14 protein-coding genes are annotated in these 15911 nt (G+C 32.9%); all 14 read right to left on the reverse strand.

Features of this window, described 5'->3' with window-relative positions:
* Positions 1-3: 3 nt before the first annotated feature.
* The 14 genes from acsV to ACUSRV_RS08410 all read right to left on the reverse strand — a co-directional run bounded on the left by acsV (position 4) and on the right by ACUSRV_RS08410 (position 15880).
* Positions 4-1929: a corrinoid activation/regeneration protein AcsV gene (gene acsV / locus ACUSRV_RS08345; RefSeq protein WP_490141482.1), complete on the reverse strand. Its 1926-nt coding sequence runs from the start codon at positions 1927-1929 to the stop codon at positions 4-6.
* A 55-nt stretch (positions 1930-1984) separates the two neighbouring features.
* Complete coding sequence (gene gcvH / locus ACUSRV_RS08350; RefSeq protein ID WP_490141483.1) at positions 1985-2359, reverse strand: glycine cleavage system protein GcvH; 375 nt, start codon at positions 2357-2359, stop codon at positions 1985-1987.
* A gap of 24 nt (positions 2360-2383) precedes the next feature.
* Positions 2384-4510, reverse strand: a complete 2127-nt coding sequence (acsB, locus tag ACUSRV_RS08355) for an acetyl-CoA decarbonylase/synthase complex subunit alpha/beta (RefSeq protein ID WP_490141484.1) — start codon at positions 4508-4510, stop codon at positions 2384-2386.
* Positions 4511-4533: 23 nt separating this feature from the next.
* Positions 4534-5346, reverse strand: a complete 813-nt coding sequence (gene acsE / locus ACUSRV_RS08360; protein WP_490141485.1) for a carbon monoxide dehydrogenase/acetyl-CoA synthase methytransferase subunit — start codon at positions 5344-5346, stop codon at positions 4534-4536.
* A 93-nt stretch (positions 5347-5439) separates the two neighbouring features.
* The gene (acsC, locus tag ACUSRV_RS08365) at positions 5440-6816 is read right to left on the reverse strand and encodes an acetyl-CoA decarbonylase/synthase complex subunit gamma (protein ID WP_490141486.1); all 1377 of its coding nucleotides are present in this window, start codon (positions 6814-6816) and stop codon (positions 5440-5442) included.
* A gap of 25 nt (positions 6817-6841) precedes the next feature.
* Positions 6842-7786 carry an acetyl-CoA decarbonylase/synthase complex subunit delta gene (acsD, locus tag ACUSRV_RS08370; RefSeq protein WP_490141487.1) on the reverse strand — a complete coding sequence of 315 codons (945 nt, stop codon included), beginning with the start codon at positions 7784-7786 and terminating at the stop codon, positions 6842-6844.
* A 23-nt stretch (positions 7787-7809) separates the two neighbouring features.
* Positions 7810-8577 carry an ATP-binding protein gene (locus ACUSRV_RS08375; protein ID WP_490141488.1) on the reverse strand — a complete coding sequence of 256 codons (768 nt, stop codon included), beginning with the start codon at positions 8575-8577 and terminating at the stop codon, positions 7810-7812.
* A gap of 55 nt (positions 8578-8632) precedes the next feature.
* Positions 8633-10027: a dihydrolipoyl dehydrogenase gene (lpdA, locus tag ACUSRV_RS08380; protein WP_490141489.1), complete on the reverse strand. Its 1395-nt coding sequence runs from the start codon at positions 10025-10027 to the stop codon at positions 8633-8635.
* 171 nt (positions 10028-10198) lie between these two features.
* Positions 10199-11080, reverse strand: a complete 882-nt coding sequence (locus ACUSRV_RS08385; protein ID WP_490141490.1) for a methylenetetrahydrofolate reductase — start codon at positions 11078-11080, stop codon at positions 10199-10201.
* A gap of 26 nt (positions 11081-11106) precedes the next feature.
* Positions 11107-11775 (reverse strand): methylenetetrahydrofolate reductase C-terminal domain-containing protein, encoded by a 669-nt coding sequence (locus ACUSRV_RS08390; RefSeq protein WP_490141491.1) that lies wholly within the window; start codon positions 11773-11775, stop codon positions 11107-11109.
* 17 nt (positions 11776-11792) lie between these two features.
* Entirely contained in the window at positions 11793-12650 is an 858-nt protein-coding gene (locus ACUSRV_RS08395; protein WP_490141599.1) for a bifunctional 5,10-methylenetetrahydrofolate dehydrogenase/5,10-methenyltetrahydrofolate cyclohydrolase, read from the reverse strand.
* Positions 12651-12741: 91 nt separating this feature from the next.
* Positions 12742-13374: a cyclodeaminase/cyclohydrolase family protein gene (locus ACUSRV_RS08400; protein WP_490141492.1), complete on the reverse strand. Its 633-nt coding sequence runs from the start codon at positions 13372-13374 to the stop codon at positions 12742-12744.
* Between the two features lie 48 nt (positions 13375-13422).
* Entirely contained in the window at positions 13423-15102 is a 1680-nt protein-coding gene (locus ACUSRV_RS08405) for a formate--tetrahydrofolate ligase (RefSeq protein ID WP_490141493.1), read from the reverse strand.
* Between the two features lies 1 nt (position 15103).
* Entirely contained in the window at positions 15104-15880 is a 777-nt protein-coding gene (locus ACUSRV_RS08410) for an ATP-binding protein (RefSeq protein ID WP_490141494.1), read from the reverse strand.
* Positions 15881-15911 lie beyond the last annotated feature (31 nt).

Consider the following 15911-nt stretch of genomic DNA (forward strand, 5'->3'; position numbering starts at 1 on the left):
TCTTTACACCTCCAATATATCCTTTACTGTTGGAAATTCTTCAATATTAGTATGGGGTAAAAAACATGCTGAAATAAATTCATCCATGTATGTTGGATATACACTTAATTCTACATAAGTCATCTGATTTCCTATTTCCTCTAGCTTAGTTCTAGCATCTTCACTCATTAACGTTAAATAAGATCCTACAAGGGAGCTATTGCCTATATACATAAACTTTTCTCTATCTATATCTGGAAGTAATCCTATAAGAATAGATCTTTCTATATCTAAGCTATTTCCTATACCTCCAGCTATATATAGTTTATCTATAATACTAAAATCTAAGCCTAGACTCTTTATTAAAGTAGAAGCCCCAGAATAAACAGCTCCTTTCGCTCTTATAAAATTATCTATATCAACCTCAGTTATAGTTATATCTCCTTCTATATCATACTCATCTCTAAAAGCCAGTACATATTCTCCGATATCATGTTCGTCAAACCTAATCCTAGAATTATTTAGATTTTTATTTATTTTTCCTCTTCTATCTATTATTCCCTTTAACATCATCTCAGCTATTAAATCTATTATACCTGAACCACATATACCTATTGGCGCCACATTACCTATTACTTTTAATATAGGCTTTAAGTTTTCTTCTATAGTGATTTCTTCTATAGCACCTGTTGATGCTCTCATTCCACAACTTATTTCTCCACCCTCAAATGCAGGCCCTGCAGAACAAGCACATGTCATAAGATAATCCTTGTTTCCAAATACTATTTCCCCATTTGTTCCTAAATCTATAAACAATACATTTTCATCGCTTGTCCATATACCAGATGCCAGTACCCCTGCTGTTATATCTCCTCCAACATAACTTGCAACAGAAGGCGATAAATATATAAATGTATCTGGATTTACATTTAATCCTAATTCAGATGCTTTAACTATAGGAGACTTTAAAAAAGCTGGTATATACGGCTCTCTTCTCAAATAATCCGGATATATTCCTAAAAACAAATGAGTCATTGTTGTGTTTCCAGATGCAACAAAGGCCATTATTTCATCTTTTGTAACTTTAGTTTCAGAGTATATATTATCTAAAAGAGGGTTTATAGTCTCATCTATTATTGATTTATTTAAAATATCTAATCCATCTTTTTTTGTTGAATATATTATTCTATTTATAACATCGGCACCATATTTTATTTGTGCATTACCTGATGATGATTTAGCTATTATTTCACCATTATTTAAATCTACTAAGCACACAACTACAGATGTAGTTCCTATATCAACCGCTACACCATATAATCTATTAGTTGTATTTCCTATTTCTACGTTGACTATAGTCGTCTTATTTCCTCTAGGTATATGAGTTAAAGTTACTTTAAACTCCCCTTCCCTTAATATTTTAGGTAGTTTTCTAAGTAACTGTAATCTACAATTTACCTGTTCATATCCCAAGCTATTTCTTAAATGTCTTTTTATCCTATCGTAATCCGATATATTATCATCTAAAGTTGGATCATCAATTTGCACATAATCTTTTCTTATATATGACTTAAATTCCATATTATTTTCAATGATAAAGTTCTTAGCCCTCTTAAATATAGCTTTATCTTTTTCACTTGAAAGCCCTTCTATCTTCATTTCATGCATAGATGTAGATAACTGAGAAGGTATTTCTATTTCTATATCTTCCATTATCTTTGTATTACACGCTAATATATACCCATTTTTCCATTCATCATCTTTTATATGTAATGTTTTTTCAGTATTAGCATTTCCTTTTAATAGTTTAACCTTGCATTTTCCACAGGCAATACTACCATTACAAGGTGCATCTATAAATATATTTGCCTTACGTGCAACTTCTAATAAATTTTCACCTGTTTCACAAGAAACTACTATATTCTGTGGTATAAATTTAACTTTAGCCATTAGTCTCCCTCCAAAAAACAAATCCCCAGGTATAAATAGCCTGGGGAAGTGAGTATTACTCTAAATTACTCTCATAATTTTCAGCATCTAATAAATCATCTAATTCGCTTTCATTAGATAATTTAACTTTTAATATCCATGCGTCATATGCATCTTCATTTATAAACTCAGGTTCATCTTCTAATTTTTCATTTATTTCTATTACTTCCCCAGATATAGGAGCTATTAAGTCAGAAGCTACTTTTGAAGATTCCACTACACCAAATTCATCATCTTTAGTTATATCATCTCCAACTTCTGGCATTTCAACAAATAGAATTTCTCCTAATTGTTCTTGAGCATAGTCAGTTATTCCAATAACAGCTATATCTCCTTCAATCTTTACCCAAGTATGTTTGCTACTATACTTTAAGCTAGCTATTGTTTTCATATCTTTTCCTCCCCTTGTATACGATTACATTACAGCTTCTAAAGCTAATGCTGGGTGTCCTTTTTCTTCTAAGAACGCTAATACTTCTTCAGATTCAGTAGCTATAGTTTCATCACATATCATATCTACAAAGTTTTCTATTCCGTATATTTCCTTAACTGTAGCATTTAATTTGTCACCTACGTAATCTTTTAATTCTTTTGGCATCCACACTATTCTTTGTGGTCCACCTTCAGCATAAGCAAACTTTTTAGAAGATATAAAGTGTCTTCCATGACCCATGAATCCTGGAGTTTGAACTCCTCCACCTGTCATAGATGCAAGTTCACCAAATTTCATTCCAAGAGGAGTTATACCTGCATGTTCTCTATTAACTATAACGAATCCATTTGCTTCTGGCATTATACCACATATACATTCGAAGCATCCACAAGAAGTCATAGGATCTTCTAATATAGAATATAATGTAACTCTTTCAACAGCACCTTGAGATATAGCGCTTACAGTTTCATTAACGCTTTCCCATACACCTCTAAGATCATCTTCACAGTGTCCTTTTTCTATTGGTTGACATGGACCTGTTGGATCTAATTCTTTAGTAGCTTTAGCATCTAACCAGCTAACCGCACCACAAAGACCAAGTCTTTCTGGAGTTACTACACATACGTGAGCTGGAGCAAATGATTGGCATAGGTTACAAGAATAGAAAGTTTCTACACTTTCATCTGTTAAGTTAGCTAATCTTTCATCTCTTGAAGAGTATCTGCTCATAGCGTGTTTTTCTCTTAATTCTGTTACTAAAGCTGGATCAGTTATTATAGTAACTTGACACTTGTCAACTACTGAATCAAATTCATCTAACATCTTAGCATATAGTACTTCACCTATGTGGTTTAATCTAAACCCTTTTTCATAAGCATCTTTTCCTATTCTCACCCAAGTCATATCTCTTTGTCCAACGTGCATTACACCTTCTATGTAGTTTAAGAAGTAGTGAAGACGTCTTTCAAGAACTGGCTCGAAGTCATCTTGCATATTCTTACCAGCAACTTCAACCATAACAGCTAATGGCAATCTTCCTGGAACTTTCTCTATTGTATCTATATCTGGGCCTATAACTTCTATTTTATGGTCTTCTATTTCAGATAATTCTCTTTTTAATACTAACTCCCAAGCTTCTGTTTTTCCTCCACCAAATTCAGCGAACATATCGTCTTTTCTTATTCTTTCACCTTCAAATGCTGCAGCAAAAGAAACTGGTATTGGAAGTTCTGTAACTTTTATTTTTATTCCTCTAGCTTCAAGAGAAGTAGAAACGAATTTATCATAATCTCTTTGAGTTAATAATCTAGTTGGAACTTCAAATACTTCTTGATCAGTTATAACTGGGAATCCTAATGCTATAGCACCAGCTCCCGCAGATACTACTAATTCACTTAAAGGCCCAAATGCATTTACAAATGCAGGAACTCTTTTTTCTGTATATTCTAATAATCCAGCTAAGTTACCTGGCTCAAGTGCACCGAATATTAATGCAGCTCTTACCGCAACAGATACAACGTGAATTACAGAAGTAACATCGTATCCTAAAGGTATAACTCTTAGTTCTAGACCCATTTTAACATCAGCTTCTATAGCTTGATCTATAACGTTACCTACTAAGAATGTTAATAATCCCTTAGATTGATAGTCTTTTATAACTTTAGAAGCAGTGGCAGCATCTGGGCATTCTCCAAGTACAACTGCAACCCCTGGTATATCTCCAGTAACTAACGGTACTCCTAGAGCTCTTATTATTGGATCTGATATATGACCTGCACATGGAGCTTCATATGGAGCTTCCATTGTAGCATATTTTATAGCTTCTATAACTTCAGCTGCAACAGCTGTAGCTAATCCTGAATTTAAGGCATTTTCTAATTTATGTTCTTTTACTATTAGACTTTCAACTACACCTAGCGCGGCTTCTAAATCGCCTAATGTATTCATTTTATTTCCTGTAGCTGCATATATAACTGGAAGTGAATATGCAGTATCAGGGAAAGCAACTTTATGATCCCTACCATGTTTTTCTATTTCTTGATTTAAAAATCCCCTAGCAGCATCTAATGCTTGCTGTGATCCTGTGAATATTATATTAAATAAGTTCACTGTAATATCCCCCTTTAAATTTTTTATACGTTAAATGCAAATCCACCTTCGTTTAATTCTAAATAAGAATCCGCATATAAAGAAGATCCTCTTATAATGTCGCAAGATTTTATAGTATTCATTAATTCTACATCACATGGATTTATTATAGCTGAGCTAAATCCATTTGCCATAGCCATAGCTAAAAATGCACTATCTAGAACTGGTCTTACATTTTTAGGAGCACCATTTGATACATTTGATAATCCTCCTGTTGTTTTAAGACCCATTTCTGTCATCATTCTTATAGCTTCTAATACTTCCATTTGTTTTTCTTGCATTCCTTTTATAACTAAGCATAATGGATCAAATAACATATCTTCAGGTTCTAACCCTGCCATTAAACCTCTTTCTAACAATTCTTGACAGTAAGCCATACGCTCATCGTTATCTCTTGGTATACCTTCTTTAGCACATAAAGCTATAACCATAGCTCCATATTCTCCTGCTAAATCTATTAAATCTATTCTTTCACCTGCATCTGCAGAGTTTATTATTGCTTTACCATGCTCACTATTATAAACTTTAAGACCAGCTTCTATAGCTTTTCTGTTAGCTGTATCTAAAGCTATTGGAACATTGTTAAATTCTTTTTGAAGTAATTGAACTCCCCAAGCCATTACTTCTTCTCCATCTCTTTCAGCTGGCCCTATATTGAAATCTATATAGTGTGCTCCTGCTTCAAGTTGCTCTTTAGCTCTTTTAAGTATTGGTTGTGGGTCTCTTTCTGCTAGTGCTTTTCTTATTGCTGGTGATATACAGTGAATTCTTTCACCTATTATCATAAACTTTTCCATTATAATTTCCCCCTTGTTTAACTTTACCGTTATAGTAGTCTATTTATAAGGAAAGGCTTTTACCTTTCCTTATATAATTTTTTCCAATACAGATTAGGCCTGAGACATAGCAGCTTCTGCTTTTAAACTCATCTCTCTTAAGAACTTTGGTAATTCCATAGATTCTTCAGTACCTATAACAACATTCCACCCTGGTAAATTATCTTCTATATCCCCTTTAAGAACAGCAACCTTACCTGGTATTATTAAGTTTCTATTATTAGTCATGTCTGCAACTCCGCTTTCTTTTATAAACTTAGATATACTATTTCCTCCAAATTTACCTGCAGCCCATGCAGTAAGAACTGAATATCCACCTGCATCTGGTATAGCTAACCATACAGGCACTTTAGATCTTTCTATTTCACCAGCTATTATAAAGTAAGTTAATGCAAAGTCAACAGTTACTAAAACTGGAGAATTTTCATCTGGATTGTTTATTGGGTATATTTTAGGTTCAACTCTCATTGGTCTTTGTGGATCAGTGTATATATTTTGTCTTAGAGCAAATAACGGTAATGCTCTAGCAAAGTCTATATCATTTAATACAACTATAGAACCATATTTAACTGTAAATATAGAAGATAGTGCTATTTCCATCATCTTATCATTGTTAGATAATTGATTTGCAAATATTATAGAAGGATATCCAAATGTTCTATCTTGCTCTTTAAGTGATATTCTTCTCATTTGAACTGCATTGGCAAATGTATCTTTAATTGATTTACTTCCTGCATCTAATATTAATTCCTTATATCCTAACTTTTGTATATTTTCAACAGTAGAATATAAATCTTCTAAATTATCACCCTTAACACCTAATGCTATTTTATCCCCTTTAACTATTTCAACCATCTGAGCATAGTTATCTTTATTAGCACCATATAATATTGGATTAGTATCTTTTACTAATTCTAAAGATTCTTTAGCAACTTCCACATCTTCACATAGTAACATGTAAGCAATATCTAATTTGCTTTCCTTAATCTTATTTATTAAATTTAAGTAAGCATCTTTGTTTCCATTGTATTTTAAAGCTGCTATTTCTACTTTCATTTCTTCGCCTATTCTTATGTAATTAACAGCTTTTATATTTTCTAATTTATTGTTTATTTCTTCTTCACTCATATGATCACAGAATTTAACAGCAAATCTATTTCTGTTTACTAATGTTTTTTCATGTCTAAATAATACAGTTTCTCCACCTAACTCATATGCGCTTTCAGCATTTCCTACTTTAACAGCTTTCATAAGTGGAGCTGTTGCTGCTGATAATTGACCTAGCGCATCATCAGACATATGAGGACATTTAGAAACTTCTACAGCGCCAGATGCAACCTTCATACAAAATGCCATACAAGTTGGGAATCCACAATCCTTACAATTTTTCTTTGGTGTTAATTTAAATATATCTAAAGCTTTTAATGCCATATCTTTCTCCCCCTAACCTTATGTGTTATGCTAATTCACTTATTAAAGTTTTTATAGTTTCTACTGATTTTGGATGACGTAATACTATAGCATTAGCTCCACCTACTAATACACTAGCAGCAGTTGAAACTTCCATAGCTATTCCTCTTTCTTCTTGACAACCCCATTCTGGTGCATCTTCTGCCGACGCTACAGATTCCTTAACATTCCAAGTTTCAAAAGAAACTGGAGTTATTATAGGCATTTGTAAAGTTTTATCATTTTGAGAAAACGCTGCAAGTCTTATTCTATCCATAGTTGATGCAACATACTCATATCCATATCCTACTGCTGAACATCCAACGTTCATAACTATATTTTCAGATTTAACTCCTAATTGAGTTAATAATACGTTTAATTGTTTAGCTAAGTTTATATCAACTGAAGATTCTGCCCCAACCTTGTGGTCATACGCCATACCAGCAGCAGCCCCTACAGCTTTATAGTTTTCTTCTACAGCTGACATAAATAGGCAGTTATATCCATCTACAGCAGCAGTAACTTTTTCAAATAATTTAGAATCCTTATCAATATTACCTGAACCAGCTATAACAAGCGGTAAACTTATAGCTTCAGCTATAGATTTAGCTACGTTTGCACATTCTTCAGGAGTTTTATCTAATCCAGCTGGATCTGCTCCTTCTAACTTTAAGCATATAAAATCTGGTTTTATATTTTTTTCTATGTATTTAGCCCATTCTACTGGATTTTTAGCAACATCTTTATAAGTATTTTTTAAAGAATCAGTCCAGTTTTCTGGATAAACATCTAACATTTCTACCCCAACTTTTTGTGTATTACCAGTTGAACCATCAAAGCTATAGAATGGAAGAACTTCTTCTCCACCTAATTTTATAGCTTTTTCACCTTTACCTACTTCTACTTCTGATATCTTACCAGAGTATTTTTGAACAGACATTTTGAATGGCATTTCATTTCTCCCCCTTAAGTCTATTATATTTCTAGTTTTGATATTATTTCTTTTATAGCTATTTTTGCCTTTGATTCTTCAGGCATTTTAACTAACGGTATACCAGATGAATCATATTCATATATCATTTCATCTTGTGGAACTATTCCTATTAAATCTAAATTTTGTATACCTATCTCTTCTTTTATTCCATCGCTTAAAACACCATTTGGAACCTTATTTACTATTAAATGCATATTGCCTACGCTAAGCTTTAACTCATTAGCTAGATCTTTTATTCTTCCTACAGCTTGAATACTTCTTCTTGAACAATCGCTTACAAGTAAAAGAGTATCTATATGTTTTGTAGTTTTTCTACTTAAATGTTCCATACCTGCTTCATTATCTATAACTAGGTATTTATAACTATCTGAAAGAGAATCTGTTTGCTCCCTTAATATTCCATTTACGTAACAATAGCATCCTTCTCCTTCAGATCTTCCCATAACCATTAAATCAAATCCATTTCCTTCTACTAGAGAAGTATTTAATCTGTATTTGAGATATTGAGCCTTGGTCATACCACCCGGAAATGAATTTCCCTGTTTTTCTCTTTTACTTACTTCTTCCCTTATTTGACCTATAGTATTATCTACTTCTACACCTAATACTTCATTTATATTAGCATTTGCATCAGCATCTACTACCAATATAGGCCCTTCTTCTTTACTTGCTATTTGGTTAATTAAAAGCCCTGTTAAACTTGTTTTACCAGTACCACCTTTGCCTGCTACTGCTATTGTATATCCCATATGCGTTCCCCCTTGTAGTTATATCATCTAACAGAGCTTTTAATAAAACTCTGTTTTATGCGTTAGCTAATTTTGAATTAACTGAGTGTACACACTCTCCATGTACATCATGTAGAGCTTCCATTATACCTTCTGATAAAGTAGGATGTGCATGAATAACATCTCCTACCTGTTCTACTGTTAATCCTAAATGAACGGCTAAAGATAACTCTGTTAATAAATCTGTTGCATGAGGTCCTACTATAGAAGCTCCTATTATTCTATCTTCTTTGTCAGCTAATATTTTTATAAACCCTTGGAATTGTCCTATAGCTTGGGCTTTACCTAATCCTCTAAAATCAAATTGACCAATATTATATTCTCTACCCTCTGATTGTAGTTGCTTTTCAGTAACACCAACAGCTGCTACTTCTGGTTCAGTGTATACACATCTTGGGATAGAAGTATAATTTACAGATTTATCTTTTCCTGTAGCATTCTCAGCAGCTATCATACCTTCTTTTGAAGCGACATGTGCTAAAAATGGACTATTAACTATATCTCCTATAGCATAAATGCCTTCTACACTTGTTTCCATTTTTTCATTTACAACTATTTTTCCTCTTTCTGTTTCTATACCTAGTTCTTCTACTCCTAATTTATCAAGGAAAGGTTTTCTACCAACAGAAACCAAAGCCATTTCTGCTTCTACTTTTTTACCATTTGATAAACTAGCAATAACTTTTTTGTCAATTATTTCACAAGTTTCTATCTTGGTATCTGTTAATACTTTAATTTTATCTTTTTTAAACTGTCTTTGCAACTGTTTTGCAACATCTTTATCCTCAAATGGTAATATTTGGTCAAACATTTCTACAATTGTAACTTCAGTTCCTAATGATCTAAAGAATTGACCAAATTCACAACCTATAACTCCTCCACCTATTATAAGCAGTGATTTTGGAAGTTCTTCTAAATATAATGCTTCATCACTAGTTATAACACGTTTACCATCATATGGGAATATAGAAGGTATAACAGGAACTGAACCAGTAGCTAATATTATTTTATCAGCTTCTATTATTTCAGAAGTTCCATCTTCTTTTGTTACTTCTATTGTGTTTTTATTAACTAACTTACCAAATCCATTTATTAAATTAACGCCTTTTTTTTCGAATAAAAACTCTATCCCTTTAACTAGTTGGCCTACTACTTTATCTTTTCTAGACATAATAGCACTAAAATCAGGATTTATATCTCCTTCTATTTTTATTCCAAAGTCTTTTGCTTCTCTTATTCCCATTAATAATGAAGAAGAAGCAAGTAGTGCTTTAGTAGGTATACAACCAACATTTAAACACGTTCCACCTACTTTTTTCTTTTCTATAACGGTAACATCCGCTCCAAGCATAGCAGCCTTTATAGCAGCCACATATCCCCCTGGGCCTCCACCTATCACGGCTATTCTCATCCCTATTTCCCCCTGTCATTTTCATAAAGAGTGTTTACAAACGAATATATTGGATAAAATATAAATGTATAATATTTTTATAAAGAGCTAGAATCTAGAAGATCCTAGTCTCTTTAATATTTATTTTAAAAGCTACATAAAGTATTTCGACATTATTTTATTAATTCCTTCTTATAGTTGAGCCGCATCTAATATAGCCGGCACATTTTCTTCAGCCCCTATTGCCATTACATGCACTCCATCACACAATCCTTCTTCTTTTAATTGTTTTATGAATTCTCCTGCTATTTTTATACCTTCTTGTGCCCAGTTTTCTTTTCCTACAGATTTCATTCTTTCAATTACTTCATCTGGAACGTATATTCCTGGTACATTTGCATTCATAAACTTAGCCATTCCCGGAGATTTCAACGGAATTATACCTGCTAATACTTTAGCATCTAAGTGCTTAGTCTTATCTCTAAATTCTCTCATAGTATCCATATCAAATATAGCTTGTGTTTGGAAGAATTTTGCTCCAGCTTTCATTTTCTTTTCCATTTTTAATATTTGTATCTCAACTGGCGCATATCTTGGAGTAACCGATGCTCCTAAGTAAAACTCCGGAGATCCCTTTAATGAATTTCCAACCATATCTTTTCCATCCATCAATGTAGTTGCTGCCTGTAATATGCCTACACAATCTAAATCGAATACCGGTCTAGCTTGTGGATGATCTCCAACAGTTGTGTGATCTCCAGTTAGCGCTAACATATTATTTATTCCGAATACTCCAGCTGATATTAACTCACCTTGTATAGCTATTCTATTTCTATCTCTTCCCGTTACTTGAAGTACAGGCTCTAAACCTTCATCTTTTAATACCTTGCAAGTAGCAAGTGATGTAGCTCTCATTACCGCTGATTGGAAGTCGGTAACGTTTACCCCATGAACTCTTCCTTTTATAGCTCTTGCGCACTCTACTAAATGAGCAAAATCCGTCCCCTTAGGAGGTGCCATTTCAGCTGTTACTGCAAATTGTCCGTTTTCTAAAGCTTGTTTTAATAAGCTCATTTTTTAAATCCCCCTTTTACCTTTTATTAAGCATTAGCTAGCTCTTCTTTTTTCTTTAAGCTTAAGCTTCTTGGATTTATAGATTTTTGGAAGTTCTTAGGTTCTCTTATAGTTGTTAAATTTTCTAATTGACCTAATTCTTTTAATTTTTCATATATCATTATCCATGCACAGTCATTTTCTGAACTTACTTCACACTTGCCTTCTTTTGCTCCGCCACATGCTCCGTTTAATAATCCTTTAGCACACATAGTTACTGGACATATACCCCCTGTCCATCCTAATTCACATTCTCCACAAGCTCTACAAGCTTCTTCATATTCTCCAACTCTTTTAACTTCACCTATGAATAGAGTGTTGTTTGATGGATAAACTGGTACCTTAACATTTTTAACTACAGTTTGAGTTCCATCTCCACATGCTAAAGAAAGTATAGCATCAACATCTTTTAACTCTGACTTAAATTCTTTTAAATCTTTTTTTACTTTCAATAAATTACATGATGGTTCTAAAACCTTCATACCTAGAACTTGCTTTCCGTTAGCTTCTAGTAATTCTTTCATTTCTTCCAATTGCTCTTGTCCACCAACTTTACAAGTACTAGCACATTCTGAACAACCAGTTAATATCACTTTATTAGAATCTTTTAAATAACCTAATACTTCTTCTAAAGGTTTTTTTTCAGAAATTATCATCTCTATTCCCCCCTGAACTACTTTATATTGTTTTGTAATTTACATGCTTTAACTACATGTTTAGCTAGTATTGAAGTTGTAACTGATCCTACACCTGCTGGAACTGGAGTTATCATAGATACTTTATCAGATACATCATTTGTATCTACATCTCCACATAATTTTCCTTCTTCATCTACATTTATACCGACATCTATTACTATTGCACCTTCTTTAACATAGTCTTCTTTTACCATTTTAGCTCTACCTACTGCAGCAACTAACACATCTGCTTCACTAGTTACTTGTGGTAAATCTTTAGTTCTAGAATGGCATATAGTAACCGTTGCATTTTCATTTAATAGTAACATCGCAGCTGGTTTTCCAACTACCATTGATCTTCCTAGCACTGCAACCTTTTTTCCATTTAAATCAACATTATAGTGTTTTAGTATTTCAACTACTGCTGTTGGAGTACATGGAGGAAATCCTGTTTTATCTCCTTCCATAACCTTAGCTGCGTTAACTGGACTAAAACAATCCACATCTTTTTCTGGAGCTATAACATATTTTATAGATTCTTCATCTAATTGTTTTGGAAGAGGTCTAAAACATAATATTCCATGTACACTTTCATCTTCATTTATTCTTTTTAATTCACTTACATAGTCTTCTTGAGATATATTTTCATCTAACTCTATTACATTAGTTATTATTCCTACAGACTCACATCTCTTCAATGCTCCTCTTTCGTAAGCTAAATCGTCTCCTCTAGCTCCTACCCTAACTATTGCTAACTTTGGATTTATACCTTTTTCTTTTAATTCATTAATATCTTTTATTAAGTTTTCGCTTATTTGGTCTGCAACTGGTTTTCCTTTTATTATTTGGCCCATACTCGCTATCGCCTCCATATTTTTATTCCCCCTTGTTAAAGTTTTATCTATATAAAGCGAAAAAAATTATTTAATAATTTCTTTTGCGATTTTACTTACCTAATATCTTTTCTACTTCACAATATACTTCGTCTGCTATTTTTACACCTTCATTAACTAAATTGCTAATTTCAGTTTTTACTTTATGTACATATTCCTCATCTTTTATAGAATTTATATTTATTATTACATTTAACTCACCACTAAGCAGTGCAGCTCTTAAGCATTGAACACCTACGCCTACATCACTTATAGCAAGTTTAGATCCTTTATCTACTAAAGCTTCGTGTAGCTTTATAGAATCATAACATGTCCTTACTATCTTTATAGGTACTTCACAAGCTAATTTTAATGCAGTTTCCATAGTTTCTTCTTTTATTTTTTTCTCTTCATCTGTGCTAGATGGAAGTCCATAAGCCCTAGATAACGGAAGAAAACCTTCTGCGTCTTTATCTATCATATCTAGTAAATCTTTTTGTATTTTTTCAGCTTGAAACAATATTTCTTTTACATCATCTTCGTACTGAGCATATTTCTTTTTACCTATTGTTAAATTACATACCATACTCCCTAAAGCCATTCCCACCGCACCTACTAAAGCAGCTGCACCACCACCACCTGGTACAGGTGCTTTAGAGGCAAGGACATCAATAAATTCTATAGAATTTTTTTCTATTAATTTCATTGCCTTGACCCCCTAAAGCTTATTTAATTACATTTTATTTAATAAATACTAGAATAACCCTCTTATTAATCCATTTTCGTCTACATCTATTTTTTCAGCTGCAGGAACCTTTGGTAATCCTGGCATCTTCATTATTTCTCCTGTAAGAGCAACTATGAATCCTGCACCAGCAGATACTGTTAATTGTCTTACAGTTACTCTAAATCCAGTTGGTCTTCCTAATTTAGTTGGATCATCGCTTAAAGAATATTGAGTTTTTGCCATACATATTGGTAAATTACCAAACCCTAATTTCTCTAAGTTTTGAATTTCTTTTTCTGCCGATACAGTGAAATCAACTCCATCTGCACCATATATTTTAGTAGCTATAGCATTTATTTTTTCTTTTATACTCATATCTTCTTCATAGCAGAATCTAAAATCTTTGTTATCTTCTTCTATTAATCTTATTATCTCTTTAGCTACTAACTCTCCACCTTCTCCACCTTTAGCCCAAACTTCAGATAAAGCAACATTAACTCCTAATTCTTTGCATTTATCTTCTACTAACTTAAGTTCCGCTTCAGTATCAAGAGGGAATCTATTTATAGCAACAACAGCAGGTAATCCAAATACTTGTGTTATATTTTCAACATGTTTTAATAAGTTAGGAAGCCCATTTTCTAAAGCTTCTAAGTTTTCATCATTTAATTTATCTTTAGTAACTCCACCGTTGTATTTTAATGCTCTTATTGTAGCTACTATTATAACAGCATCTGGGCTTAAACCTGCTTTTCTACATTTTATATCTAGGAATTTTTCAGCACCTAGGTCAGCTCCAAATCCACCTTCTGTAACTACATAATCAGCAAAGTGCATTGCCATTTTAGTTGCTATAACTGAGTTACATCCATGAGCTATATTTGCAAATGGGCCACCATGAATAAACGCAGGTGTTCCTTCTAATGTTTGAACTAAGTTTGGTTTTAATGCATCTTTAAGTAATGCAGCCATAGCACCTTGAGCATTTAACTGCTTAGCCATTACTGGTTCACCACTATATGTATAACCTACTATTATATTTCCTAATTTTTCTTTTAAATCAGATATATCATTTGCTAAGCAAAATGCTGCCATTACTTCTGAAGCAACAGTTATATCAAAACCATCTTCTCTTGGCATTCCATGTGCTTTTCCGCCTAATCCATTAGTCACATTTCTTAATTGTCTGTCATTCATATCAACACATCTTCTCCAAGTTATTTTTCTTGGATCTATTCCTAAACTATTTCCTTGGTGAATATGGTTGTCTATCATAGCAGCTAATAGGTTGTTAGCTGCTCCTATAGCATGAAAATCTCCTGTAAAGTGTAAGTTTATATCTTCCATAGGAACAACTTGAGCATAACCTCCACCAGCTGCTCCACCTTTAACGCCAAATACAGGTCCTAAAGATGGTTCTCTAAGAGCAACTAATGTATTATTACCTAATCTTGATAATGCATCTGCAACTCCTATAGTTGTTGTTGTTTTACCTTCTCCAGCTGGAGTTGGGTTTATAGCTGTTACTAATATTAATTTAGATTTTTTGCCACCGTTATCTCTTTTTAATAAATTGTAATCTACTTTTGCTTTGTATTTTCCGTATAGCTCTATATTATCCTCAGTTAAATTTAATTTGCTTGCTATGTTTCTTATATCTTGTAACTTCGCCTCTTGAGCTATTTCTATATCGCTTTTGAATCCCATTCTAAAAATCCCCCTTTATTAATTTGTCCTTAATAATATGTATTTCCTCTATAGCTTTTATATTACTATCGTACGGAGATTTATTTGACCTATCAGAATCTACTATACCTTGATTGTAATGAATAAATCCTAACAATTCACTATTCTCAACGTTTTTGATTATAAATTTTTCATCTTCTTCATTTCGTATTTTATTACCAACAACTAAAACCTGTTTTACCCCTATATCGTCACCTAATTTTTTTACTTTTCTATATGTCTGTAAACTTCTTTCCCCTGGTTCTACTACTACTATAAAAGCATCTACTCCTTGAGCCGTACCTCTACCTAAATGTTCTATTCCCGCTTCCATATCCATTATTACAACATCCTTATTTTGTAATATTAAATGAGATGTAAGTCTTTTTAATAATACATGTTCCGGACAAACGCAACCTGATCCCCCTGAATCAACAGTTCCCATTGTAAGAAGTCTTACTTTGTTATATTCTCTACAATATTTTTCTGGTATATCATCTACCTTTGGATTCATTCTAAACATTTTGCCAAAACTTCCAGCATCAGCAGCAGTTCTTTCAGAAACCAAATTCTTCATTTCTGATATTGGAACTATAGAGTCAGAAACTTCTTTAGGAAATCCTAATGCTAACGCTAGGTTAGCATCAGGATCTGCATCAACAGCCACAACTCTATATCCATCATCAGCAAACAATCTTGATAACATAGACGAGAATGTAGTTTTACCTACTCCGCCTTTACCAGTTATAGCTATTTTCATTAGTATCACCCTTTGTCGTTATTATGTTTGA

Source organism: Sporacetigenium sp. TC11 (assembly GCF_058146105.1).

What these genes read in the sequence shown, in the direction of transcription:
- ACUSRV_RS08395 (WP_490141599.1), bottom strand. Translation starts at nt 12,650, where the DNA reads ATGGGCCAAATAATAAAAGGAAAACCAGTTGCAGACCAAATAAGCGAA.
- acsE (WP_490141485.1), bottom strand. Translation starts at nt 5,346, where the DNA reads ATGGAAAAGTTTATGATAATAGGTGAAAGAATTCACTGTATATCACCA.
- ACUSRV_RS08410 (WP_490141494.1), bottom strand. Translation starts at nt 15,880, where the DNA reads ATGAAAATAGCTATAACTGGTAAAGGCGGAGTAGGTAAAACTACATTC.
- ACUSRV_RS08405 (WP_490141493.1), bottom strand. Translation starts at nt 15,102, where the DNA reads ATGGGATTCAAAAGCGATATAGAAATAGCTCAAGAGGCGAAGTTACAA.
- acsD (WP_490141487.1), bottom strand. Translation starts at nt 7,786, where the DNA reads ATGCCATTCAAAATGTCTGTTCAAAAATACTCTGGTAAGATATCAGAA.
- acsV (WP_490141482.1), bottom strand. Translation starts at nt 1,929, where the DNA reads ATGGCTAAAGTTAAATTTATACCACAGAATATAGTAGTTTCTTGTGAA.
- ACUSRV_RS08375 (WP_490141488.1), bottom strand. Translation starts at nt 8,577, where the DNA reads ATGGGATATACAATAGCAGTAGCAGGCAAAGGTGGTACTGGTAAAACA.
- acsC (WP_490141486.1), bottom strand. Translation starts at nt 6,816, where the DNA reads ATGGCATTAAAAGCTTTAGATATATTTAAATTAACACCAAAGAAAAAT.
- ACUSRV_RS08385 (WP_490141490.1), bottom strand. Translation starts at nt 11,080, where the DNA reads ATGAGCTTATTAAAACAAGCTTTAGAAAACGGACAATTTGCAGTAACA.
- gcvH (WP_490141483.1), bottom strand. Translation starts at nt 2,359, where the DNA reads ATGAAAACAATAGCTAGCTTAAAGTATAGTAGCAAACATACTTGGGTA.
- lpdA (WP_490141489.1), bottom strand. Translation starts at nt 10,027, where the DNA reads ATGAGAATAGCCGTGATAGGTGGAGGCCCAGGGGGATATGTGGCTGCT.
- ACUSRV_RS08400 (WP_490141492.1), bottom strand. Translation starts at nt 13,374, where the DNA reads ATGAAATTAATAGAAAAAAATTCTATAGAATTTATTGATGTCCTTGCC.
- ACUSRV_RS08390 (WP_490141491.1), bottom strand. Translation starts at nt 11,775, where the DNA reads ATGATAATTTCTGAAAAAAAACCTTTAGAAGAAGTATTAGGTTATTTA.